Source organism: Dyella sp. AD56, from assembly GCF_002878475.1.
Lineage (GTDB): Bacteria > Pseudomonadota > Gammaproteobacteria > Xanthomonadales > Rhodanobacteraceae > Dyella.
In genome coordinates, this window is record NZ_NRDP01000030.1 from 137,145 (window position 1) to 159,154 (window position 22,010).

A 22,010-nucleotide genomic window follows, 5' to 3' on the forward strand; every position below is an offset into this window, starting at 1 on the left:
ACAGTTGTATCTGAATTCAAATAAGCATTCAAATGATGACTTTCGGCACAGGTGTTACCATGGCGCATGGCCCGTAAACGACTCACCCGCGAGGAAAGCCGCGACCAGACCCACCAGCGCCTGCTGGAGGCGGCGGCGCTTGTCATCGCCAAGAAGGGCTTTGCGGCGGCCAGCGTCGAAGACATCACCGCGCAGGCGGGCTACACGCGCGGCGCGTTCTATTCGAACTTCAAAAGCAAGGCCGAGCTGTTCATTGAGCTGCTGAGCCAGGACCACCAATGCGTGCGCCAGGACCTGCACCAGATCCTGGATGCGCCGCAGTCGCTGGAAGCCATCGAGGAACAGATCACGCAGTACTACCTGCGTGTCTACCGCGATGAGAAGAATTTCATCCTGTGGGCTGAAGCGCGCTTGCTGGCGCTGCGCGATGCCAAGTTCCGCGCACGGCTCAATGCGTACTGCTTGGAAAAGCGCGACGACATCGCCGACGTCATCGAGCGCTTCTACCAGATGCGTGGCACCAAGCCGCCCGCCCCGCCCAAAGATCTGGCCTTTACCACCATGGCTCTGATCGACGGCATGCGTTTCTTCAACGAAACCATTCCAAAAGAATTGTCGGAAGAGGCAGCGCAGAACGCGCTGGGTGTCATCTTCACGTCAACCTTCTTCAAATAGGCTGCGTTTACCGGTACGACGGCACCCGCTCTCGCGTGCCGCTTCGGTGGCCTCATCACTCCCCATAGGCCGCCCGGCCGTCATCGGGCTATAACTTTTTTGCATAGCCATCCATAAATGGAACTACGCGCCCTGCTGGTCGCGATGGTATCCATTGATCTACCCACTACGGCGTTGGCTTCGACGGTTCGCTACACGCTGGGTTCGCCAAGCAGAACGGGCGCACCCGGCCAGCCGATCCACGCCGATTTTCGGGCAACCACCTGATCGCTGCCGCCAGCAGGACGCGCAGGCAGCACCACTCTGAGGGGGAGACATTGATGACTAACGCATCGCGCCCAGGCGCGACGGTTCACTTCGCCTTGCGTTTGGCGGCACCCGTGCTCGGCACCACCATCGCAGCGTCCGCGTGGGCACCGTTGGCCCATGCCGACGACAGCATTGCCCAGGCAGCCAAAACCACCGACTGCGCCATGTACGACAAGTACCGACTGCGCGGATCGGAAACGGCCATCATCACGACGTGCGATACCTTGTCGCCCGACCTGGGCGGCCTGCGCAAGTCCATGATCAACAGCGGCTGGCTGGTACAGAACTACAGCTCGGTCACCGAATCCTATGACCTCAACCACGCCGATCGCGACGTGCCGCAGACCTATAGCGGTCAGCGCCCGACCTTCCAGGCCAACACCAACTTCACCATCACCTACGATCTATCGCGAGTGGGCTTCTTTGGCCAGAACGCGCAGTTCGGGGCGCAGGTGACGTGGAACCAGAACAGCTACCTCGGCAACGGCCTGCGCGGCGCATTCGTCAACCAGCTCTCCATCGAGCAGGAATTCGCTAACAGCCGCGTGCGTCTGGAATATGGCTTCTACAGCATCGGCGCCAAGTTCTACGGCGCAGTGCTGGGCACCAGTACAGCCGCGTCGGCACTTGGGCCGACCAGCGGCCTGATGTACGAAGCCGGCGTGGTGACGGGTGGATTCAAGCCCACGCCCGCACTCGATCTGCGGCTCTATTCACCGAGCCAGCGCTTTTACAACCATTTCGGCATGGCGCGCAGCACGAGCCCTCGCGGCTTCCAGTACGACTCGCAGCAGAACCCCACCGGCCTGAGCCTTACCGTGCCCGGCGCCAAAGTGTTGTACATCGATGAAGTGGGTTATCGGGTGATGCCCAAGCCTGACCAGTTCGCCAGTTGGATACGCGCTGGCGGTGTCTACAACACCAGCGACTACATGAACTACAAGGTCGGGCGCCCAACCGTCAGCAACCACATGGTCTATGTGGCGTACACGCAGCAGTACACGCAGCCTGATCCAAGCTACCCGGTGCGTGGCCTGTATACGGACATCAAGCTGGACGAGGCACCATCGAGCCGCAACGTGTACGACAAGGACGTGCTGTTCTCGCTCTACAGCATTGGCCCCTTCAAGGCCCGCCCGTACGACATGGCAACCTTCGGCTACCAGTACAAGTGGATCAGCCCATGGACGCGCCTGGCGTTAGCCCACGCCACCGGGCTCCAGCCCATCGACAACAGCCAAACCTACACACTGAGCTACGCCTTCCACGTGATACGCGGCCTTTACTTCAACAACTCGCTTTCCTATACCAATCATCCGGTACTGGTGCCGCAGCACCCCGCCACGCTGGTATGGATGTCCACCCTGTATTTTTCATTCTGAACATCGTTGCAGAGGAGAACCTCGTGATCCGCAAGAACCGCCTAGCCTTCGCTCTCGGCATACTCGTCACCATCGCCGCGCCTGCAACCTGCCTCGCCTTTGATCCCGTCGCAGCCAAGAGCAGCATCGATACCGAACTGGACAAGGACTATCCGCACCTCGACGCGCTGTACAAGGACATCCACGAGCATCCTGAACTCGGCTTCCAGGAAACACGCACCGCGGCAGCGTTGGCCAAGCAGATGCGCGCCCTCGGTTTCACCGTGACCGAGCACGTCGGCAAGACGGGCCTCGTGGCGATCTACAAGAACGGCGCCGGTCCCACCGTGCTGGTCCGCACCGAATTGGATGCACTCCCGCTGGAGGAGAAGACTGGCCTGCCCTATGCGAGCAAGGCCAAACAGCTTTGGCAGGGCAAGGACACTCCGGTCGATCATGCATGCGGCCATGACATCCACATGGCGACGTGGGTGGGCACGGCAAAGGCGTTGCTGGCGATGAAAGACCAGTGGCACGGTACATTGATGTTCATTGCTCAGCCCTCCGAAGAGGCCGCCGTGGATGGCGTCAGCGGCGCCAAGGCCATGATCAACGACGGCCTGTTCACGCGCTTCCCGAAGCCCGACGTGGGTTTCGCCCTGCACAACGGCCCCATGCCGTTCGGCGTGTACTACCGGCCCGGCGTGTTGACGTCGAACTCCAACGATCTGTTCGTCACCTTCCATGGCAAGGGATCGCATGGATCGATGCCACAGGAGTCGATCGACCCGGTGCTGATGGCTGCGCGTTTCGTCGAGGACGTGCAGTCGGTGATCAGCCGCGAGAAGGATCCGGCCGCCTTCGGCGTGATCACGGTCGGCGCCATCCAGACGGGCAGCGCGGGCAACATCATCCCGGACACCGCCCTCTTGCGCGGCACCATTCGCAGCTACGATCCCGCAGTCCGCGAAAAACTGTTCGCGGGCATCACGCGCACTGCCAATGGAGTAGCGCAAATGGCGGGAGCACCAGCGCCCGACGTCAGCGTGCACAGCGGCGTCAATTACGATGCCGTGGTGAACGACGCTGCGGTGACCGCACGCACGGCGTCGGTATTCAAGGCCGTCTTCGGCGACAAGGCGCATGAAATGCCCAGCCCGATGTCGGGCAGCGAGGACTATTCGGAATTCATCGAAGCCGGCGTGCCGTCGCTGTACTTCGCCGTGGGCGCCTATGAACCCGAGCGTGTCGCCGAAGCGAAGAAGAAAGGCGAAAGCTTGCCCGTCAACCACTCGCCCATGTACGCCCCGGTGCCCGAGCCGACCATCCGCACCGGCGTCGAAGCGATGACGCTTGCCGTTATGAGCTCGATGCAGCCGAACTCATAAGCGGCGCGTGCTGCATTTCCCGACCCGCTGAGCAAGCGTGGCCCACCCTTCCACCCGACTCAGGTGGAAGGGTGGCTACGCTGCAATGATTCCAGCACTAGCTTGAACATCAGTTCGGCGGACGTCGGGAGTAGCTCGCGGTTGAGGCTGATCATCAGTAGCGGACGATCCGGCAGCGACTCCTCTATTTCTAGCGGCCGAATCTGATGGTGCAATGACGACGACATCCGCGCGCTCATTTGCGGACCCATCGCCAGCGCATCCAGGCCCGCCATGGCGTCCAACGCCATAGTCAGCGACGAGCACTCGAAGACACGCTCGGGTGGCTGCAACCCGTTCTGCAGGAAAAACTGCTGGAAAACAGTTTGCGAACCGGATGCCGACGTCACCCACAGCGCCTCGCGCAGTTCGGCCAGATGCTTTGCGCGCTGCAGTGGGTGGCCACACCGTGCGGAAATCCGCAAAGGGATATGGCAGGCCGTCGAGACGTCGAATCCGCTCGACGTTTCCGGCGGATGCGTGCTCAGGGCGAAATCCAGCGTACCCTCGCGCAACATCGCGGTGATCGCGGATGGACGCAGCTCGTGCACGCTCAATCGGGTTTCAGGGAACTTGGCGTGGAACGCGACGAAGGCATCCTCCAACGACATGGATAGCGCCGCCACCGCCGTCATGCCGATGGACACTCGTCGCGCGGCGTCCCCCTTCATTTCCTCGATATCGCGCTGCGCGCGGCCCACGCTTTCCAGCACATGACGTGCGTGTTCGATCAGGCGAAGGCCGAATGGAGTCAGTGTCACTCCCTGGCTCGAACGCACAAGCAACGCAACACCAAGCTCTTCTTCCAGTGCCTGCAAGGTGCGGCTCAACGCAGGCTGACTGATGTGCAGGCGCTTAGTGGCTTGTTGCAGGCTGCCGGATTCGTATACGGCCACCAAGCTGCGCAGGTGTTGCAATTTCATAGGAGAACGCTCGCGAAACGCGCTGCTGCGCGTGACTCGATCTGACCATATCACAGCGCTCGACACGCACTGTCGAATAAAACGTGATCGGCTGCACCGTGGTCAGGCGAGGCGCGAGGGCTAGCCGCGATACCGCTGCAGCATTCGCCCCAGTTCCGCCGCGAGTTCCTTAACCAGCGGGTCCGCCGTGGGCCGATGCAGCAAGGCGATATCCATCGTACCGATAGGAGGCAGGCCCTGCCGGCGTGTGAGCACAACGTGCTCGGCGGTGACCGCGCGCGCCGGAATCAGGCTCACGCCGAGACCACCCGCCACAGCCGATTGCACGCCGAACAAGCTGGAACTGGTGAAGGCGATGCGCCAGCTTCGCCCCCGCCCTTCCACGGCCTTAATCATTTCCTCGCGATACAGGCCGCGCGGAGGGAACGCCACCAACGGTAGTGGTTCCTGATCCACGGCCGGGTTCTTCGCGCTGTCGATCCACACCAGTTTCTCCTGCCAGCGTGCGACCGCCTCGCGGCTGTTCCGCCGCTGCTTGACGATGACCAGATCGAGCTCGCCGTGGTCGTAGCCCTGTGCGAGATCCCGGCTGAGCCCGGTAGTCACTTCCAGTTTCAGGTCGGGATGCCGGCGATTGAACGCGGCGAGCAATTGCGGCGTTCTGCCGACAACGAAATCCTCCGGCACGCCTAACCGCACTGTGACCGCCACGGCTGCGCCTGCCAAGGCATCCAGCATCTCGTCGTTGAGCGACAGCATGCGCCGCGCGTACGCAAGCAACCTCTCGCCCTGGTCGGTGGGCCGCACATCGCGATTGCCACGCACCAGCAACGGGTGGCCCGCCATGTCTTCCAGGCGCCGGATCTTCTGGCTCACCGTCGATTGCGTGGAATGCAGATGCGCCGAGGCCGTGGTGAAACTGCCGCAATCGGCCACGGTGACGATGGCCCGCAGCAGGTCCAGGTCGAACAACGCCCTATTTGGTTTTGCACTGGTAGCCATTTGAATATTTGGCTTCTAAATGACAGGACCGACTTCTAACATCGATGAAGGCACCGGGCAACGCCCGCTTTCCCCCGTCGAGGAACATCACGCGTGAAGAAGCTTCTTTCAGTCGCCATCGCCTCCGCGGTGGCCCTGGCATCACCTGCTTTTGCGGCACCGTCCATCGGTGACGTGATCATCCGCCATGCCAACGTGGTCGACGTCGAGCATGCAAAGACCATCGACGACCAGGCCGTGGTGCTGCGCGGCAACGACATCGTTGCCGTCGGGCCCGATGCCGACATCGCCAAGGCGTGGAAGGCAGGGCTGACTGTGGATGGCAACCATCGCTTCCTGATCCCCGGCTTGTGGGACATGCACGTGCATTTCGGTGGCGGCCCGGATCTTATCGAGGAGAACAAGGCACTGCTTCCGCTGTACATCGCGCACGGCATCACCACCATCCGCGACTGCTCCGGCGATCTGCCCGATCAGGTACTCGCCTGGCGCGGCGAGATTGCCAACGGCACGCTGTTCGGCCCGCAGTTATTTACCTCGGGCGCGAAGATCGAAGGCATCCATCCGGTATGGAAGGGCACCATCGAAGTCGGCAGCAAAGCGGACGTCGACGCCGCGTTCGTGAAGCTGAAAAAAGACAAGGTCGACTTCGTCAAGATCACGGACAGCACGCTCGACCCGCAACTGTTTCTCTATGCCGTGTCGGAAGCGAAGAGTTTCGGCATCCGCTCGTCGGGCCACATCCCCATGGCATTGACGGTGGAACAGGCGGTTGACGCCGGTATCAGTTCCATCGAGCACATCGACTATGCGTACAAGGCGGGTGTGAAGGATGAGGCCGCCATCGCCGCCGACTTCGCCGCGGGACGCATCACGCGTGCGGAAGCCAATCGTCGCCTCGATGCCGGCTTCGATCAGGCGACGGCGATGAAGGCGTACCGGATGTTCAAGGACAAGGGCGTGTTCGTGACACCGACGCTCAACGGCGGCCGCGTGCTCGACTTTCTGGATGCCGACGACCACGCCCACGATCCCTACCTCGCCTATATCGGGCCGAAGCTACGCAAGACCTACGACTGGCGCATCGAGCGCGCCGCCAAGGCGACGCCGGAGCAGATCGCGACCCGCCACGCGCATTACCAGCAACTGGCCGCGGTGCTGCCCATGCTGCAGCAGGCGGGCGTCACCATCATGGCGGGCACCGACGCCGGCTTCCTCAACTCCTTCGACTACCCCGGCATTGGCCTTCACGACGAGCTGAGCTTGTACGTAAAGAACGGCCTGACGCCGGCGCAGGCCCTATCGTCTGCCACGCGTGCCGGCCCGGCGTGGTTCGGCAAGCTGGATAGGTATGGCGCCATCGCCACGGGTCATGCCGCCGACATGGTGCTGCTCAAGCGCGATCCACTGAAGGACATCGACGCCACGCGCGACATCGACACGGTGATCCTGCGCGGCCATGTCTATGACCGCCACGCGCTGGACGGCATGCTCGACGAGACACGCGCCAAGGTCGCTACCTGGAACCAGCAGGCAGCAAAGTGACGAAACAGGGCCCGCTCGACGCGGGCCCTTTCTTCACGTGGCGCAGCATGACCCCGAGCCAACAATAGCGGCCTTCAACCATCCGGCGCCGGAGCGGGACATCCGGCGGCAGCCCGACGCGTAGCACCGAGGTAACCATCGGCCGCCACCGGACGAAGTCAGGACATTCAACCTGCTATCCAGGGAGTGCCGCATGACCGATCCGTCCCGACCGTCACCATCGCATCAGCCCTGGAGGTGGGCGGTGATCGGCCTCGCCGTGGTGGCGCTGGCCGCTGCCTTCGCCTACGTCGCCGGCTGGATCACGCCCCAGCGCCTTACCGCGCACCGCATCGTGAATGCCTTGCAGGACAACAGCGGCGTCTATCCCGGCTACCGGCGCAACCATGCCAAGGGCGTCTGCGTGGCCGGCTACTTCGAAAGCAACGGCGCGGCGGCCACCTATTCCAAGGCCGGGGTGTTCGCGCAGGGGCGTACGCCCGTGGTCGGTCGCTTCGCGCTGCCCGGCGGCAATCCGTATGCACCGGACAGCAGCGTTCCCATCCGCAGCTTCGCCTTGCGCTTTGCCTTGCCTAACGGCGAGCAATGGCGCACGGGCATGAACAGCATGCCGGTGTTTCCCGTGGCGACGCCGGAAGCGTTCTACGAGCAATTGGTGGCGACACGGCCCGACCCGGCCACCGGTAAACCCGACCCCAAACGCGTGGGGGCCTTCTTTGCCGCACACCCTGAAACCGGCGCCTTCCTCGCCTGGGTGAAGACGGCCAAGCCTTCGGCCAGCTATGTGACCGAAACCTACGAAGGACTCAACGCGTTCTACTTCATCGACGCCATGGGCAAACGCCATGCCGTACGCTGGAAGGTGGTGCCGGAAGCCACGGACGATGCAGGCACCGGCCCGCAGGCCGGCGACAAGGATTACCTCGCCCGCGACCTGGAACACCGACTGGCCCAGGGCTCGCAGCGCTGGCGCCTGCTGGTGACGCTGGCCGCGCCGGACGACCCGACCAACGATGCCACCAAAGTGTGGCCCGCGGACCGGCGCGTCATCGATGCGGGTACGCTGGTGATCGAAAGCGAACAACCGCAGGAAAGCGGCCCTTGCCGCGACGTGAACTACGACCCGACCATCCTGCCGTCGGGCATCAAGATCTCCGACGACCCGCTGCTGCCGGCGCGCTCCTCCGCCTATGCGGATTCGTATCTGCGCCGCACGGGCGAGGAAGCCCATATTCCGGGCACCGCGCACGCAAGCACGCCTTCGGAGCATCCGTAATGAACGCCCCCAACGCTTTCCATCCGCTGGCGCGCCTGCTGCACTGGACCATGGCCGTGCTCATCCTGGCGATGCTGTTTATCGGCGTGGGCATGGTGTCCACTGTGTCCGGCAAACACACGTGGCTGCTCGCCCTCCACAAGCCGCTAGGTGCGCTTATCTTCGTGCTAGCGCTGATCCGCCTCGGCGTTCGTCTGCGTTTCCCTCCGCCGCCACTGCCAGCCGACATGCCTGCACTGATGAAGTTCGCCGCGCATGCGTCGCACTGGCTGCTCTACGCGCTGATGCTCGCCCTGCCCCTGGTGGGCTGGGCCATGCTGTCGGCGGGCGGCTATCCGATCTCGCTGGGCGGCTCGCTGCATCTACCGCCGATCCTTTCCGCCAACGGCGAAACGTTTGCGTGGTTGCGCGAGTCGCATCGTTATCTGGCCTACCTGCTGTTCTTTACCGTGCTCGGGCACGTGGGCGCAGCGCTCTACCACGGCTTGATTCGACGCGATGACGTGCTACCGAGCATGACCTTTCCATCCCGAGGGATAGCTGCAGTTGGAGCCTCGGAGCCGGTGGTCATCATCGCGCCCGCACCCACAGAACCGTCGCCGCGCTCCGGTGAAGTGCCTCCACCGTGAACGAACAGCCCGCCTTCCGTTCAGGGCACTTGCGGTGCCCCATGTCAATAGTATGATTTACGTCATACAAATTGCGTGGAGCGGCCATGCGTTACGACGCCGAACACAAACAGAAAACCCGAGCCAAAGTACTGGAAGTCGCCGCCAAGGCCATCCGTAAGGATGGCCCGGATCGCATTGGCGTGGCCGGCGTCATGGCCGAGGCCGGCCTGACCCACGGCGGGTTTTACGCGCACTTCAAGTCGAAGGACGAACTGGTCACCGCGGCTATCGGGCAGATGTTCGAGGAATCGCGCGCACGCCTTGAGCGCGAGATGGAGGGCCGCAGCCCCGCCGATGGCTTGTCCGCCTATATCGACTTTTACTTGTCGACGAAACATCGCGATGCGCGTGGCGCGGGCTGCCCCATCGCGGCGCTGGCATCAGACCTGCCGCGTCTCCCTGAAGATGCCCGCACGCTGTTTGCGGAAGGTGCCCGCCGACTCACCGAAACCATGGCCGGCAAGTTCACAGCCATGGGGTATCCCGATCCGCAGGCACTGGCCCGCTCCACCGTATCGGAGCTGGTGGGCGCGTTGTCGCTGGCCCGTGCAGAAACGGATGCGCAGCACTCCGATGCCATTCTTGCCGACTCGCGCCGACAGCTGAAACACCGACTGGCCTTGGAACCCACCGCATGAGCATGATCAACCAGATTGGCCAGGGTCTGAACGGGCTGGAACAACTGCGCGCGTTCATGGCTTCCGGTCAGCGCCCAGGCATCGGCGATTCCCTGGATTTCGATCTCGTGGAAGTGGGTGACGGTACCGCCGTCTTTGCGGGCACGCCGGGCCCGCATGCCTACAACCCCATGGGCATCGTGCACGGCGGCTACTTCGCGACCCTGCTCGATTCGGCCTGCGGCTGCGCCGTGCATTCGCGCCTGACCGCGCAACAGGCCTATACGTCGCTGGAGCTGAAAGTCGCCTTCCACAAAGCGATGACGCGCGACACCGGCCGCATCCGCGCGGAAGGTCACGTACGCAGCATTGGCCGCCGGGTGGCGTTTGCCGAAGCCAGTCTGCTCGACGCCGAAGGCCGCCTGTACGGCTCGGCGACCTCTACGTTGCTGGTGTTCGACCGCTAGCGTGTGCGACTACGCATAGCGCGCGTGCGTGCGGCGCGAGTCGCACCGGCGGTTCGCGTCGTAGCTCGCGTGCCTGCTGCCTTCTTCGCGGCGGCCTTGCGCTTGGTAGCTCCCTTGGTGCGCGCGGCCTTTCTGGCGGCCGCGGAGCGCTCGGTCGGTGTACGCCGGGCAGCGGCTTCCTTCGCGTGCTCGGACAAGGCGGCTTTCGAAGCTGCCGCGCTGCTTTCACGTTTCAGCGCGCCCAGCGTGGCGCGGCTGCGCTTGGCCGATGCAGCCTTGCTTGCGGAGGTCTTCTTCGCCACCGGCTTTTTGCGGCTGCTTTTGGCGCTGTGTGCGCCCTTCTTCGCCGGTACGGCGATACCGGCGCGCCGTGCCTCCGAAAGCCCGATGGCAATGGCTTGTTCCGGCGAACGGGCGCCATGTTTACCTTGGCGAATGCGCTCGATTTCTTCGCGCACAAATTCGCCGGCCTGCGTGCTCGCCGACTTGCCTTCGCGCCTGTCCTTGCGGGCGCGTGCCAGGGCTCGTTCTGTAGGCATATCGCTGCTCCGGTGACGGTGAAGCGTCATGCTGCCGCGCCTCTCGTGAAAGGCGGAACAAATAAACCTCAAGCCCTCGCTGAGCGTTCATGCGCATAGCAGAGGGCGTTGCGACAGCACTCGACGATACAGCCATGCGCACATGGTTATGCCAGGGCGCTGTCCTCGGCTGCATCTTCCACCGCCACGAAACCGCCTGTCTGTCGCTGCCAGAGACGCGCGTACAGGCCATCGCGCGCGATCAGTTCCGCGTGCGTGCCGGTTTCCACGATCTGGCCCTTGTCCATCACCACCAGGCGATCCATGCGCGCGATGGTGGATAGACGGTGCGCAATGGCGATTACTGTCTTGCCGCGCATCAGCACGTCCAGGCTGTCCTGAATAGCGGCCTCGGCATCGGAATCCAGCGCCGAGGTGGCCTCGTCGAGAACGAGGATCGGCGCATCCTTCAGCAGTACACGCGCGATCGCGATGCGCTGGCGCTGACCGCCGCTGAGTTTCACGCCACGCTCGCCAACATGAGCGTCGTAACCGACACGCCCTTCGCCATCGACCAGTTGCGGAATGAATTCTTCCGCGCGCGCCTGTCGTACGGCTTCGATCACCTGTGCCTCGCTGGCATCCGGACGGCCATACAGCAGGTTGTCGCGGATGGAGCGATGCAGCAGCGAGGTGTCCTGGGTGACCACGCCGATCTGCGCGCGCAGGCTTTCTTGCGCCACCAGCGAGATGTCCTGGCCGTCGATGAGGATGCGCCCGCCTTCCAGGTCATAGAGCCTGAGCAGTACGTTCACCAGCGTGGATTTGCCCGCGCCGGAGGGACCCACCACGCCGATCTTTTCGCCGCCACGCACATTCAGATCAAGGCCGGAAATCACCCCGCCCTTCTTGCCGTAATGGAAATGGATGTCCTCAAAACGCACGCTGCCTTCGGTAACTTCCAGCGGCATGGCGCCATCGCGATCCTGCACGGTGCGCGGCTTCGAAATGGTCTCGATGCCATCCTGCACAGTACCCATGTTCTCGAAGATGCCGTTGATCACCCACATGATCCAGCCGGACATGTTGTTGATGCGGATCACCAGCCCGGTGCTCAGCGCGATGGCGCCCACGGTGACCTTGCCCTGGCTCCACAACCACAACGCCAGCGCGGAGGTACCCACGATCAGGAAACCGTTGAGCGTGGTGATGGCGGCGTCCATCGCCGTGGTCAGGCGTGTCATAGCGCGCATGCGCGTGATCTGCTCGCCCATGGCGTCGGCCACATACTGTTCTTCGCGCTGCGTATGCGCGAACAGTTTGAGCGTGAGGATGTTGCTGTAACCGTCCACGATGCGCCCCATCAGACGCGAGCGTGCCTCGGACTGGCGCCAGGAACGCTCCTTGGTGCGCGGCACGAAATAGCGCAGCGTGGCTACATAGGCCACCAGCCATACGATCAGCGGCACGGCGAGCCAGTAGTCAGCCTTGGCGAACATGATGATCGCGCTGCCGGTATAGATCGCCACATACCAGATGGCATCGACGATCTGCACCGCCGATTCGCGTAGCGCGCCGGAGGTCTGCATGATGCGGTTGGCGATGCGACCGGCGTAGTCGTTCTGGAAGAAACCCAGGCTCTGCCGGATCACGTAGCGATGGTTCTGCCAGCGGATGCGATTGGTGAGGTTGGGCACGATGGCCTGGTTCACCAGCAGGTCGTGCAGGCCGATCAGCACCGGGCGCGCGATCAGCGCCACAAAGCCCATCCACAGCAACTCGTTGCCGTGCAGGTGGAAGAAGTCGGCTACCGGCGCCCCCTTGGCCATGTCCACGATGCTGCCGATGAAGCCGAACAGCGACACCTCCACCATCGCCACGCCAAAGCCCACCACCAACGCGGCGGCGAACACAGGCCACACCTGGCGCAGGTAGAACACATAGAACCGCCACACCGACTGCGGCGGCATGCCATCGACGGGCTCCTTGAAGGCGTCGATCAGCGATTCGAACCAGCGGAGCAGCATGGGATCGTCCTTGGGGGAAACGCACGGGGAGTGCTTTGTGGGTGAAGGCGCGAAGGGGGCGTTTCAAGGTTTCCATCGCCATGGCGATGGGCAACCGCACCCTGCTCTGTACGGGGGCGCGATGGCCGGTCAAGTGATATCCCGGCCCGGACACTTGCAATCCCGAAAAGTTACGATATATCTTAAGACCGTTACTTACGATATATCGGAGTTAGTCATGGGATTTCGTCATTTCTTTGAGCACCACCACCATCACCACAGCCGCCACGGCCATTGCCGCGACGGTTTTGAAGGCCGCGAAGCCTGGGCCCGCGAGGCCATGGGCATCGGTCGCGGACGCGGTCGCCGCGGTTTAGGCGATGACGACGGCGAAGGCGGCTGGGGCGGCATGGGCGGTCGTTTCCGGGGTGGGCGCATGTTCGGCCACGGCGACCTCAAGCTCATCCTGCTCGCCCTGATCGCCGAACAGCCGCGCCACGGCTACGACCTGATCCGCACCATCGAGGAGATGTTCGATGGCGCCTACGCGCCCAGCCCCGGCGCGGTCTACCCCACCCTCACCCTGCTGGAGGAATTGGGCCACGCCAGCGTGCAGAGCGACGACGGCAAGAAGCTCTACACGATCACCGAGGAAGGCAAGGCATTCCTGGCCGAGAACAAGGAAGCGGTGGACGCAGTGATGTCTCGCATGGAGCAGACCGCCAAGATGTTTGCCCGCGCTTCCGCACCGATGGCGCTGCGCGAAGCGATGCACAACCTCAAGCGCGCCCTGTTCATGCACGGAGGCCCGTGGAACACCGAGGAAGTGAAGCGCATCGTCGACATCATCAAGCGGGCCGTGGATGAGATCATCAAGGGAAAGAAAGATGCCTGAGGCCATGACCACCGCGCCAGCCGACATCCAACCGCTGCTGGCGCGCGTGGGCATGCGCGCCACCCCGCCGCGCCTGGCCATCTGGCAGGCGCTGCACGATGCCACCGATGAGCCCGATGCGGTGGAGCTGCTATGCCGGGCGCAACGGATCGAACCACGCACCAGCCTCGGCACGGTCTATCGGTTCCTGCGCGAACTGGAACAACACGGCCTGGCAAGTTCGCGGCCCATCGCGCACGAACGCTCGCGCTGGCGCGTGGGGTCGTCTACCGAATCGACCACGAAGAACACCGAAGCCATCGCCGCCGTAGCCCGCCTTGCTGCCGCCTTCGGCTACCGATTGGTGCCGGTCGTGACCACCTGAAACACGCGTCAGCGACGCGTGTTGCCGCGACGCGACGCCAGCCGGTCGGCCAATCGCGTCGGTTCGGGCAATCGGTACTTTGTGCCAAACGCGAGCACCAGTTCCGGCGCCGTCGCCAGGCTGACGCGATGTCCGGGCGAAACGATCAGTGGCCGGATGCGATCCTTGCTGCGCAGGACACAACCGATCACCTCACCTTTGTATTCCAGCGGCTGGCGATCGCCGCGATGCGGGCCGACTTCTTCGTGCGTGCCTACCAGGATCGACTTCGCCACGCCGATGGTCGGCAGGCCGGTGACCACGCCCAGGTGCGCTGCGATGCCCAGCCGCCGCGGGTGCGCGATACCTTGTCCGTCGACGAACACCAAGTCCGGCGAATCCGGCAGCTCAGACAGTGCCTGCAACACCGCAGGTAATTCGCGGAAGGAAAGCAGGCCCGGGATGTAAGGCATCCGCGTCGGTTGCCGCGCCACCACCTCGGCCACGGGCTCCCGTGTGTGTGCGTCCAGCAGTACTGCGGCTGCACGCGTTACGGCGCCACCCTCCTCGAAGCCCACGTCCACACCGGCCACGCGTCGCAGCGGCGGATAGTCGTCTTCCAACCGCACCCTCGCAGCCAGTTCGGTTTGCAGCAAGCGGGCCTTCGCCACGTTGCCGTCCCACGGCGGCACAGCATGCGTCATGTCGATCGAAGTCATCACGACAGCGTGAATGCCCGGGAATCAATGAACCGTCAAGAGCTGCATTCCGAGACATTTATTCATTGACCGGTTCAGGGGTCGGCCCGGATCATGCGTCGCATGCCTATTCTGTTTCGCTTTCTGCTGATTCTCCTTATCGCCATCGCTGGCGCTACTCCCGTGTTTGCGCAAGATGCGCAGGGCAGCGCGCAGATCCAGCAGGCGCCGCTCGCTACGCCCGACCAGCTGAGCGCACAGCTCGACAAGATCAAGCAGACGCTGACCGACAAGACCAAGCTGACCGACGAGACGCTGACGGCCGCGCGCACCAGCGCGCAAAACGTGCAGCAGCAAGCCGACCAGCTCACCGCCAGCCTCGCCCCGCAGGCCGACGCACTCAAGGGCAAACTCGACGTGCTGGGTCCTGCACCGGAGAAAGGCGCGCCGGCAGAAGCGCCGGAAGTGGCGAGCCAGCGCAAACTGTTGTTGAAGGCACAGACCGACCTTACCGGCCAGATCACCCAATCGAAGCTGTTGAGCCGCGACAGCCAGCAGTTGCTGACGGAGATCGGCGCGCTGCGCCGCGACCTGTTCAACGCACAGATCAGCCAACGCAGCGCTTCGCCGCTGAGCGGCGAGTTCTGGAGCCGCCTCGCGCAGAGCGTTCCCGATGACCGGGTCGGCTTCGGCCAGCTCTGGGTATCGCTGAAGGCCGCCATCGCCCAGGCCTGGCAGCCCGCCAATCGCCTGCCGTTCATCGCGTGCCTGCTCGCCGCCATCGCCTTGTTCGCCGGCGGGCGTCGTCTGCTCGAGCACAAGATGCTGGACATGGCAGCGCGCTACCTGCCATCCGGCCACCTGCGCCGCAGCGCCATGGCCGTGCTGGTGACCATCGCCACCATGCTGGTCTACGGCATGGCTGCATGGCTGCTGTATCTCGCGGTGAACTGGAACGGCGTGTTCGACCAGGACCTGGACGATCTCGTACGTCCGCTGGTGAGGCTGATGTTCTATGTAGCCACCATGGCCGGCCTCGGACGTGCGCTGTTGATGGTCAAGCACCCGTCATGGCGCCTACCGCCGATCTCGGACGACCTGGCCAAGCGCCTGTGGCCGTTCCCCACCACCATGGCCTATAGCGCGCTGCTGCTAGGCATCATCGAACGCGTCACCAACGACATCGGGGCCAGCCTCGCCACCGCGATGGCAGCCAATGCCCTGGCGGCCACGCTGATCGGATGCCTGGTGGGTTATGGGCTGATCCAGATGAGCCGCGCCCGGCGCGCCCTGCTCGCCGCAGGGGAAACGCCGGCCGAACGCCCGCTATGGGTGGGCCTGCTGGTGCTGTGTGCTTTCCTTGGGGTGCTGATCATCCTGCTCTCAGTGCTTACCGGCTACATCGCGCTGGGCTTCTACGTCGCACGACAGATGATTCGCGCCGGCTTCCTGATCGCTGCACTCTACGTGTTCATGCACTTGGTCAACGACCTGTGCGAGTCGCTGCTTTCGCCGGAATCACGCGCTGGCCAGCGCATGCAGGAGAACTTCGGCATCTCGGCACCCCGCCTTGAGCAGACGGCCACCATTCTTTCCGGCGTCAGCCGCGCGTTCCTGCTGCTGATCGCCATCCCGCTGATCCTGGCGCCCTACGGTGCCGGCACCAACGAGTTGGTGGATCGCGGCACGCGCATTTTCAGCGGTCTGTCGCTGGGCACGCTGACCATCAGCCCCACCAGTATATTCAATGCGCTGATCGTGCTGGTGCTGGGCGGCGTCATCGTGCGCCTGATCAAGCGCTGGCTCAGCCACCAGCTGTTGCCCAAGACCTCGCTAGACGTAGGCATGCAAACGTCCATCGTCACCCTGCTCGGCTACGTGGGCGGCATTCTGGTGTTCGTGCTGGTGCTGGGTGCACTAAAGGTGGATGTGCAGAGCATCGCCTGGGTGGCCAGCGCGTTGTCGGTGGGTATCGGTTTCGGCCTGCAGGCCATCGTGCAGAACTTCATCTCCGGCCTGATCCTGCTGGCAGAGCGCCCGGTGAAGGTGGGCGACTGGGTCAGCATCAGCGGCGTGGAAGGCGATATCAAACGCATCAACGTGCGTGCCACCGAAATCCAGCAGAGCGACCGCTCCACGGTGATCGTGCCCAACTCGCAGCTGATCACCCAGAACGTGCGCAATGTGACCCTGGCCAATGCGCAAGGTCGCGTGCAGATCCGCCTACCCATGCCACTGAGCACCGATGCTGCCAAGGTGCGGCAGATCATTTTCGACATCCTGCGCAACCACTCGGTGACACTGAATGCGCCCTCGCCCAGTGTGACGCTGGACAGCATCGACTCGGGCTCGATGATGTTCGTATGCACGGCTTACGTGAGCAATCCGCGCGACTCCGGCACGGTGAAGAGCGACCTGCTGTTCGAGATCATCGACCGCCTGCGCAAGGCCGACCAGCCCCTCTCCACGCCGCAGGACATGGTGGTACGCACCATGCAGCCTGACCCGGCCACCGCACCGGCGCCGTCGACCACGGTAATCCCCGGGCAGAAGACCTGACACCCGCATCCCATCGGCCTAGACTCGCGACATACCCGGAGCCTGCCGATGGGACACCACGCCGTCGTACCTGCGCCACCACTCGATGCCCTGGTCGCCCGCCTATGGGACTGGGACATGCCGCCGGCCGCGCACCACTATGAGCGTGTGCTGCCCGTGCCAGGCGCGGCACTGATCATCAACCTGCACGAGAACGAAACCCGCATCTACAACGACGATGTGGAACGACGTTGCGTTCGTTCGGCTGCGTCGGTCATCGGTGGCCCCTGCCTGCGCAGCCAGATCATCGACACCGCCGAACAAGTGCGCGTGATGGGCGTGGTGTTTCGCCCTGGCGGCGCGCATGCATTCACCGGCGAAGATCACGAGACCCTAGTTGCCCAGGACATCGGGCTCGAAGACATCTTCGGCAGCAGCGCCCACGCGCTGCGCGAACGACTGCTGGACACATCCTGCGCGCAGCAGCGCCTTGCGCTGCTGGAGCACTGGCTCCTTGCGCATATGCGCATGCCGCAACTCGCGCCCGAGGTGCTGTACGCGCTCGGCGAGATCGGCGCGCGACCGCAGGTGATGCGCATCGGTCCGCTGGTGCGCGACACCGGCCTATCCGAATACCGCTTTGGCCGCCTGTTCCGCCGCCAAGTGGGCATGGGCCCAAAACGCTATGCGCGACTCCTGCGTTTCCGTAGCGTGGTGGACGCCGTGTACCGCTCTGGTGCCGTGGACTGGAGCGCCGTCGCTTTCGACGGTGGCTACGGCGACCAGGCGCATCTGGTGCACGAGTTCCGCGAGTTCGCCGGCATGACGCCCACGGCCTTCATGGCCGCACGCGGACCGTATCCGAATCACTTGCCGCTAGATTAAGCGTCGCGAACAAAATGTATCGAGCGGCCGCCTGACGGTCGCGCAGTCGTTTTGTTGGTGGCTCCAAGGCGTCTCTTCACTTTCGCCGTGGCATCATGCCTCCCCCTAGCGAGGCCCCTCACATGTCCAGCGATCTGTTTTCGCCCGCGCCCGCCCACGGCCCGGCCTCGCGCATCCGCGTCGGCATCGGCGGCTGGAACTTCGCCCCCTGGCGCAACAACTTCTATCCGACAGGGTTGGTGCAACGGCGCGAACTGGAATACGCGAGCAGGCATCTTCGGGCCATCGAGATCAACGGCACCTACTACGGCGCGCAGAAGCCCGCGACGTACGCCAAATGGGCGTCCGAAACGCCAGACGGTTTCGTCTTTTCGCTGAAGGCGCCGCGTTACGTCACCGAGAGCAAACGGCTGGCTGATGCCGGCCGGGGCATTGACGGCTTCGTGTTTGGCGGTCTTGCCGAATTCGGCGACCGGCTTGGCCCGGTGCTTTGGCAGTTCACGCCGTCGCGTGCCTTCGATCCCGACGATCTGGCCGCCTTCCTGGACCTGCTGCCGCGCGAACTCAACGGTCACCCGATGCGGCATGTGCTGGAGGTGCGCCACAGCAGCTTTCTCCACGAGCACTACGTGGAGCTCGCGCGCTCGTACGGCATCCCCACCGTGTTCACCGATTCCCCGCAGTATCCATCGCTGGCGGACCTGACGGGTGGCTTTGCCTATGCACGCTTGATGCGCAGCGAATCACACCTCGATACGGGCTATGCGACCGCCGATCTTGATACATGGAGCAGCCGTGCGCGCGCCTGGTCGGAAGGCCTCGATCTGCCGGAGCTGCCGCATATGGCAACGCCAAGGGAATCACAGGCCAAGCGGGACGTGTTCGTGTATTTCATCAGCAGCGCCAAAGAGCGAAACCCGGCCGCCGCCATGGCCTTGCAACAGAGAGCCGATGCAGCCGGCTGATGCCGGCGTGCTTCCCAGGGACTACACTCGCGCCACTCCGCCCAGGTCGTCCGTCATGCGCTCAATGAAACCCCTGCTCTTGCTCGCGGTGCTGGCTATCGCCGCCTTGCTGTGGGGTCGCCACTCGCCCGGGCCCACGCCGGAAGGCACGGTGGCACCGCAAGGCACCGCGCTGCCGCAGCATGCGCCGGCCCCTCGCACTGCCGGAACCAGCGGCACCACCCTGCCCTCGTTCCTCCCGCCGGAAGCCGCCGATACCTTGCGCCTCATTGCGAGTGGAGGCCCGTTCCAACACCGCCAGGACGGCGTGGTGTTCCAGAACCGCGAAAGCCGCCTTCCGTCCATGCCCGAGGGCTACTACCACGAGTACACCGTGGACACGCCGGGACTCGACTACCGAGGGGCGCGCCGAATCATTACTGGCGGCACGCCACCACAGATCTACTACTACACCGATGACCACTACCGCACGTTTCGCCAGTTCGAGGTATCCCGATGAATGCGCAGTTTGATCTCGACTTTGCCGATGCCGAACACGGCGGCATCTTCTTTGTCACCAGCGAAGACCTGGAACCACTGGCCGAAGCCGCTGGCATGCAAGGCCTGCGCGTATGCCGCGTCAGCCTCGCCGACGTCGCCGACCGGGATGCCCTGTTCGACCGCCTGACCCAGGCACTGCGCCTGCCCGCGGATTTCGGCCGCAACTGGGACGCGCTGGCCGACAGCATGCGCGATCTCTCGTGGCTGAAGGCCACCGGCTATATCCTGCTGTTTGATCGCGCGGAAGACATGCGCGATCGCAACGAAGAAGACTTCGACACGCTGCTCGACATCCTCGAGGAAGCGGTCGATTACTGGCAGGAAGCCCCTGCCCCATTCTTCGTATTCTTCGCGCTGCCTGAAAGCGCCTTCGACGATACCGACGCCTGAATCTGACATCACTTATGCAAGAACTCGAATTTGAACTGGACCGCGACTACGTTGAACTCAACCAGCTGCTGAAACTGGTGGGCCTGTGCGACAGCGGTGGCGCCGGCAAAGCCATCGTGGCCAGCGGTGTGGTCTACGTGGACGGCCAACAGGAGCTGCGCAAAACCTGCAAGATCCACGTGGGCCAGGTGGTGCAAGTGGAGGACTTCGTCATCCACGTACACGGGCTGGACTGATCAGACTTCTGCCATCGGCAACGCGTCGAGTTTTGCGTCGAGCACCGGTGACACCGGCAGCCGGATACCAAACTGCTCTTCCAACACGCGCTTGATCTCCGCCGCACCTTGCAAGGTGCGGCGCACGGACTCCTGCCCCAACGTATGCACCACGAATTCGCGATTGCGCAGTCCAAGACGGCGGTCGGCGAGCGTGCGCGCGGCGATCAGGCTATGCAGGAAATGGGATTCGGGATATGTCGAGGTGAAGTGATTGGCCACGACGTAATCGATGGCTTCGGTGGGTTGCAAGCGGAAGCGATACAGCGTGCGCCATTCGTCGCGCACCAGCGCCTGCGTGCGCCATTGGACACCGTCCGTGACCAGGCGAAACGGTTCCAACGATGTCGGCTGCGCTTCGTCGACCACCAGTCGCAACGCGCCGCCCAGCGCCATGCTGCCGAAGCCCACATCGGCGAGCCAGCTTTCGCCCTCCACTTCCACGCGCAGCAGCATGTGCGACTGCGCCACCTCGGCGTCCTCGGGTTTATTCCATAGCACGCGGGCGATCAGGCCCGTCACGTCGAATCCGATAGCCTTCAACACGGCGATGAACAGGCCGTTCTGCTCGAAGCAATAGCCGCCACGCTGGTTCTTCACCAGCTTGTTTTCAATTGCCGCGAGCTCCAGCGATACCGGCGTGCCCAGCAAGGGATCGAGGTTCTCGAACGGGATGGCGGCGATATGCGCGGTCGCAAGAGCACGCAAGGTCGCGACGTCCACCCTCGGCTCGCCGACGAAGCCAATGCGTTGCACGTAGCCGTCCAGATCGAAGCGGTGCGCCATGGGGATACCCACTGAAAGGGGAGCCGCACCATAACACCGCGTTGGCGTGGCTTTCGCACGCCAATCGTCACGACGTGCCAGCATGGAGGTAACCGAAAGCGGTCCAGCGACGAATAAGGAATCAGGACCCGCGCCGGCCGTGGCGGGCAGTCCGTCCCTCCTTTCGATGGAGCGTTCCTTCATGAGCATCCGCCGATTCACGCTGTTCCCTGCCCTCGCGGGCATGTTACTCATGGCAGGCCTGGGCGCCTGCACGCTGGCCACGGCCGGCAGCACCACTGCACCACTTCCCGATCCCACTGTGGACGCTGCGCCCGCCCAGGGCGATCAGGTCGCGGTACTGGCCGGAGGCTGCTTCTGGGGCCTGCAATCCGTCTTTGAGCACGTCAAAGGCGTGAAGAAGGTGTTGGCCGGCTATTCCGGCGGCGCAGCCAATACGGCGGAGTACGACCGGGTCAGCGATGGCGATACCGGGCATGCCGAGTCGGTGAAGATCGTCTACGACCCCAGCAAGATCAGCTATGGGCAACTGCTCAAGGTGTACTTCTCGGTCGCCACCGATCCGACCCAGCTCAACCGACAGGGCCCGGACGTGGGTACGCAGTACCGCTCGGCGATCTTCTACGGCAACGACGAACAGAAGCGCATTGCCTCTGCCTACATTGCGCAACTTGGTGCAGCCCACGCTTTCGACGATCCCATCGTGACGCAGGTGGCACCACTCAAGGCTTTCTATGTAGCCGAGTCCTATCACCAGGACTATGCGAAGCGGCACCCTGACGACTCGTACATCGTGTTCAATGACGCCCCGAAGGTGACGCATCTCAAGCAGCTATTCCCTGCGCTTTATCAGCCCGACCGCGAGGTGGTCAGCGTCGTGCTGCACTAGACGGGCGCG

24 protein-coding genes are annotated in these 22,010 nt (G+C 63.6%); 18 read left to right on the plus strand and 6 right to left on the minus strand.

The window, feature by feature from the left end:
* The first annotated feature begins 66 nt into the window (after positions 1 to 66).
* The 4 genes from DyAD56_RS19330 (at position 67) to DyAD56_RS19340 (ending at position 3,733) form a co-directional block, all read left to right on the plus strand.
* Positions 67 to 675 (plus strand): TetR/AcrR family transcriptional regulator, encoded by a 609-nt coding sequence (locus tag DyAD56_RS19330; protein ID WP_102304467.1) that lies wholly within the window; start codon positions 67 to 69, stop codon positions 673 to 675.
* A gap of 117 nt (positions 676 to 792) precedes the next feature.
* Positions 793 to 942 (plus strand): hypothetical protein, encoded by a 150-nt coding sequence (locus DyAD56_RS23970; protein ID WP_158241393.1) that lies wholly within the window; start codon positions 793 to 795, stop codon positions 940 to 942.
* Positions 943 to 995: 53 nt separating this feature from the next.
* On the plus strand, positions 996 to 2,366 hold the full coding sequence (locus tag DyAD56_RS19335) for a carbohydrate porin (protein ID WP_102304468.1): 1,371 nt from the start codon (positions 996 to 998) through the stop codon (positions 2,364 to 2,366).
* A 23-nt stretch (positions 2,367 to 2,389) separates the two neighbouring features.
* Positions 2,390 to 3,733 (plus strand): amidohydrolase, encoded by a 1,344-nt coding sequence (locus DyAD56_RS19340; RefSeq protein WP_233202662.1) that lies wholly within the window; start codon positions 2,390 to 2,392, stop codon positions 3,731 to 3,733.
* A gap of 59 nt (positions 3,734 to 3,792) precedes the next feature.
* Here DyAD56_RS19340 and DyAD56_RS19345 read toward each other — a convergent pair whose 3' ends face one another.
* Together DyAD56_RS19345 and DyAD56_RS19350 are read right to left on the minus strand one after the other, a co-directional pair.
* Positions 3,793 to 4,695, minus strand: coding sequence for a LysR family transcriptional regulator (locus DyAD56_RS19345; RefSeq protein ID WP_102304470.1), 903 nt, complete (start codon positions 4,693 to 4,695; stop codon positions 3,793 to 3,795).
* 120 nt (positions 4,696 to 4,815) lie between these two features.
* Positions 4,816 to 5,697 (minus strand): LysR substrate-binding domain-containing protein, encoded by an 882-nt coding sequence (locus DyAD56_RS19350; protein WP_102304471.1) that lies wholly within the window; start codon positions 5,695 to 5,697, stop codon positions 4,816 to 4,818.
* Positions 5,698 to 5,790: 93 nt separating this feature from the next.
* Here DyAD56_RS19350 and DyAD56_RS19355 point away from each other — a divergent pair, with 93 nt between their 5' ends.
* From DyAD56_RS19355 to DyAD56_RS19375, 5 genes are all read left to right on the plus strand, one after another.
* Positions 5,791 to 7,242, plus strand: coding sequence for an amidohydrolase family protein (locus DyAD56_RS19355; RefSeq protein WP_102304472.1), 1,452 nt, complete (start codon positions 5,791 to 5,793; stop codon positions 7,240 to 7,242).
* A 193-nt stretch (positions 7,243 to 7,435) separates the two neighbouring features.
* On the plus strand, positions 7,436 to 8,518 hold the full coding sequence (locus DyAD56_RS19360; RefSeq protein WP_102304473.1) for a catalase family peroxidase: 1,083 nt from the start codon (positions 7,436 to 7,438) through the stop codon (positions 8,516 to 8,518).
* On the plus strand, positions 8,518 to 9,147 hold the full coding sequence (locus DyAD56_RS19365) for a cytochrome b (RefSeq protein WP_102304474.1): 630 nt from the start codon (positions 8,518 to 8,520) through the stop codon (positions 9,145 to 9,147). The genes DyAD56_RS19360 and DyAD56_RS19365 overlap by 1 nt, the downstream gene beginning before the upstream one ends.
* Positions 9,148 to 9,233: 86 nt before the next feature.
* Positions 9,234 to 9,827 carry a TetR/AcrR family transcriptional regulator gene (locus tag DyAD56_RS19370; protein WP_102304475.1) on the plus strand — a complete coding sequence of 198 codons (594 nt, stop codon included), beginning with the start codon at positions 9,234 to 9,236 and terminating at the stop codon, positions 9,825 to 9,827.
* Positions 9,824 to 10,273, plus strand: a complete 450-nt coding sequence (locus DyAD56_RS19375) for a PaaI family thioesterase (RefSeq protein WP_102304476.1) — start codon at positions 9,824 to 9,826, stop codon at positions 10,271 to 10,273. The genes DyAD56_RS19370 and DyAD56_RS19375 overlap by 4 nt, the downstream gene beginning before the upstream one ends.
* Here DyAD56_RS19375 and DyAD56_RS19380 read toward each other — a convergent pair.
* Together DyAD56_RS19380 and DyAD56_RS19385 are read right to left on the minus strand one after the other, a co-directional pair.
* Positions 10,270 to 10,812 carry a DUF6496 domain-containing protein gene (locus DyAD56_RS19380; RefSeq protein WP_102304477.1) on the minus strand — a complete coding sequence of 181 codons (543 nt, stop codon included), beginning with the start codon at positions 10,810 to 10,812 and terminating at the stop codon, positions 10,270 to 10,272. The genes DyAD56_RS19375 and DyAD56_RS19380 overlap by 4 nt on opposite strands.
* A gap of 146 nt (positions 10,813 to 10,958) precedes the next feature.
* A complete protein-coding gene (locus DyAD56_RS19385) occupies positions 10,959 to 12,815 on the minus strand; it encodes an ABC transporter ATP-binding protein (RefSeq protein WP_199179050.1) in 1,857 nt (618 codons plus the stop codon).
* 220 nt (positions 12,816 to 13,035) lie between these two features.
* Between DyAD56_RS19385 and DyAD56_RS19390 the strand changes: the two genes are divergently transcribed.
* Both DyAD56_RS19390 and DyAD56_RS19395 read left to right on the plus strand, forming a co-directional pair.
* On the plus strand, positions 13,036 to 13,692 hold the full coding sequence (locus tag DyAD56_RS19390) for a PadR family transcriptional regulator (RefSeq protein WP_102304479.1): 657 nt from the start codon (positions 13,036 to 13,038) through the stop codon (positions 13,690 to 13,692).
* The gene (locus DyAD56_RS19395) at positions 13,685 to 14,056 is read left to right on the plus strand and encodes a transcriptional repressor (protein ID WP_158241394.1); all 372 of its coding nucleotides are present in this window, start codon (positions 13,685 to 13,687) and stop codon (positions 14,054 to 14,056) included. Before DyAD56_RS19390 ends, DyAD56_RS19395 begins: the two co-directional genes overlap by 8 nt.
* A gap of 8 nt (positions 14,057 to 14,064) precedes the next feature.
* Here the strand turns inward: DyAD56_RS19395 and nfi are convergent, their stop codons facing one another.
* Positions 14,065 to 14,754, minus strand: coding sequence for a deoxyribonuclease V (gene nfi, locus DyAD56_RS19400; protein WP_233202664.1), 690 nt, complete (start codon positions 14,752 to 14,754; stop codon positions 14,065 to 14,067).
* A gap of 102 nt (positions 14,755 to 14,856) precedes the next feature.
* On the opposite strand from nfi, the gene DyAD56_RS19405 reads away from it, so the two are divergent.
* The 6 genes from DyAD56_RS19405 (at position 14,857) to DyAD56_RS19430 (ending at position 20,287) form a co-directional block, all read left to right on the plus strand.
* A complete protein-coding gene (locus DyAD56_RS19405; RefSeq protein ID WP_102304481.1) occupies positions 14,857 to 17,292 on the plus strand; it encodes a DUF3772 domain-containing protein in 2,436 nt (811 codons plus the stop codon).
* Between the two features lie 48 nt (positions 17,293 to 17,340).
* Entirely contained in the window at positions 17,341 to 18,156 is an 816-nt protein-coding gene (locus DyAD56_RS19410) for a helix-turn-helix domain-containing protein (RefSeq protein WP_102304482.1), read from the plus strand.
* A 122-nt stretch (positions 18,157 to 18,278) separates the two neighbouring features.
* Complete coding sequence (locus DyAD56_RS19415) at positions 18,279 to 19,121, plus strand: DUF72 domain-containing protein (RefSeq protein ID WP_102304483.1); 843 nt, start codon at positions 18,279 to 18,281, stop codon at positions 19,119 to 19,121.
* A gap of 55 nt (positions 19,122 to 19,176) precedes the next feature.
* On the plus strand, positions 19,177 to 19,620 hold the full coding sequence (locus DyAD56_RS19420; RefSeq protein WP_102304484.1) for a ribonuclease domain-containing protein: 444 nt from the start codon (positions 19,177 to 19,179) through the stop codon (positions 19,618 to 19,620).
* Positions 19,617 to 20,051, plus strand: coding sequence for a barstar family protein (locus DyAD56_RS19425; protein ID WP_102304485.1), 435 nt, complete (start codon positions 19,617 to 19,619; stop codon positions 20,049 to 20,051). Before DyAD56_RS19420 ends, DyAD56_RS19425 begins: the two co-directional genes overlap by 4 nt.
* A gap of 14 nt (positions 20,052 to 20,065) precedes the next feature.
* The gene (locus tag DyAD56_RS19430; protein ID WP_102304486.1) at positions 20,066 to 20,287 is read left to right on the plus strand and encodes an RNA-binding S4 domain-containing protein; all 222 of its coding nucleotides are present in this window, start codon (positions 20,066 to 20,068) and stop codon (positions 20,285 to 20,287) included.
* On the opposite strand, the gene DyAD56_RS19435 is transcribed toward DyAD56_RS19430, so the two are convergent.
* Positions 20,288 to 21,112, minus strand: a complete 825-nt coding sequence (locus DyAD56_RS19435) for an arylamine N-acetyltransferase (protein ID WP_102304487.1) — start codon at positions 21,110 to 21,112, stop codon at positions 20,288 to 20,290.
* Positions 21,113 to 21,293: 181 nt separating this feature from the next.
* Between DyAD56_RS19435 and msrA the strand changes: the two genes are divergently transcribed.
* Positions 21,294 to 22,001, plus strand: a complete 708-nt coding sequence (gene msrA / locus DyAD56_RS19440) for a peptide-methionine (S)-S-oxide reductase MsrA (RefSeq protein ID WP_233202671.1) — start codon at positions 21,294 to 21,296, stop codon at positions 21,999 to 22,001.
* Positions 22,002 to 22,010 lie beyond the last annotated feature (9 nt).

Bases quoted from the DNA above. Each gene is read 5' to 3' on its own strand.
- DyAD56_RS19395 (WP_158241394.1), top strand. From the start codon at position 13,685: ATGCCTGAGGCCATGACCACCGCGCCAGCCGACATCCAACCGCTGCTG.
- DyAD56_RS19420 (WP_102304484.1), top strand. From the start codon at position 19,177: ATGCGCTCAATGAAACCCCTGCTCTTGCTCGCGGTGCTGGCTATCGCC.
- DyAD56_RS19425 (WP_102304485.1), top strand. From the start codon at position 19,617: ATGAATGCGCAGTTTGATCTCGACTTTGCCGATGCCGAACACGGCGGC.
- DyAD56_RS19335 (WP_102304468.1), top strand. From the start codon at position 996: ATGACTAACGCATCGCGCCCAGGCGCGACGGTTCACTTCGCCTTGCGT.
- DyAD56_RS19415 (WP_102304483.1), top strand. From the start codon at position 18,279: ATGTCCAGCGATCTGTTTTCGCCCGCGCCCGCCCACGGCCCGGCCTCG.
- DyAD56_RS19360 (WP_102304473.1), top strand. From the start codon at position 7,436: ATGACCGATCCGTCCCGACCGTCACCATCGCATCAGCCCTGGAGGTGG.
- DyAD56_RS19405 (WP_102304481.1), top strand. From the start codon at position 14,857: ATGCCTATTCTGTTTCGCTTTCTGCTGATTCTCCTTATCGCCATCGCT.
- DyAD56_RS19375 (WP_102304476.1), top strand. From the start codon at position 9,824: ATGAGCATGATCAACCAGATTGGCCAGGGTCTGAACGGGCTGGAACAA.
- DyAD56_RS19365 (WP_102304474.1), top strand. From the start codon at position 8,518: ATGAACGCCCCCAACGCTTTCCATCCGCTGGCGCGCCTGCTGCACTGG.
- DyAD56_RS19350 (WP_102304471.1), bottom strand. From the start codon at position 5,697: ATGGCTACCAGTGCAAAACCAAATAGGGCGTTGTTCGACCTGGACCTG.
- DyAD56_RS19330 (WP_102304467.1), top strand. From the start codon at position 67: ATGGCCCGTAAACGACTCACCCGCGAGGAAAGCCGCGACCAGACCCAC.
- nfi (WP_233202664.1), bottom strand. From the start codon at position 14,754: ATGACTTCGATCGACATGACGCATGCTGTGCCGCCGTGGGACGGCAAC.
- DyAD56_RS19430 (WP_102304486.1), top strand. From the start codon at position 20,066: ATGCAAGAACTCGAATTTGAACTGGACCGCGACTACGTTGAACTCAAC.
- DyAD56_RS19345 (WP_102304470.1), bottom strand. From the start codon at position 4,695: ATGAAATTGCAACACCTGCGCAGCTTGGTGGCCGTATACGAATCCGGC.
- DyAD56_RS19410 (WP_102304482.1), top strand. From the start codon at position 17,341: ATGGGACACCACGCCGTCGTACCTGCGCCACCACTCGATGCCCTGGTC.
- msrA (WP_233202671.1), top strand. From the start codon at position 21,294: ATGAGCATCCGCCGATTCACGCTGTTCCCTGCCCTCGCGGGCATGTTA.
- DyAD56_RS19435 (WP_102304487.1), bottom strand. From the start codon at position 21,112: ATGGCGCACCGCTTCGATCTGGACGGCTACGTGCAACGCATTGGCTTC.
- DyAD56_RS19370 (WP_102304475.1), top strand. From the start codon at position 9,234: ATGCGTTACGACGCCGAACACAAACAGAAAACCCGAGCCAAAGTACTG.
- DyAD56_RS23970 (WP_158241393.1), top strand. From the start codon at position 793: ATGGAACTACGCGCCCTGCTGGTCGCGATGGTATCCATTGATCTACCC.
- DyAD56_RS19380 (WP_102304477.1), bottom strand. From the start codon at position 10,812: ATGCCTACAGAACGAGCCCTGGCACGCGCCCGCAAGGACAGGCGCGAA.
- DyAD56_RS19390 (WP_102304479.1), top strand. From the start codon at position 13,036: ATGGGATTTCGTCATTTCTTTGAGCACCACCACCATCACCACAGCCGC.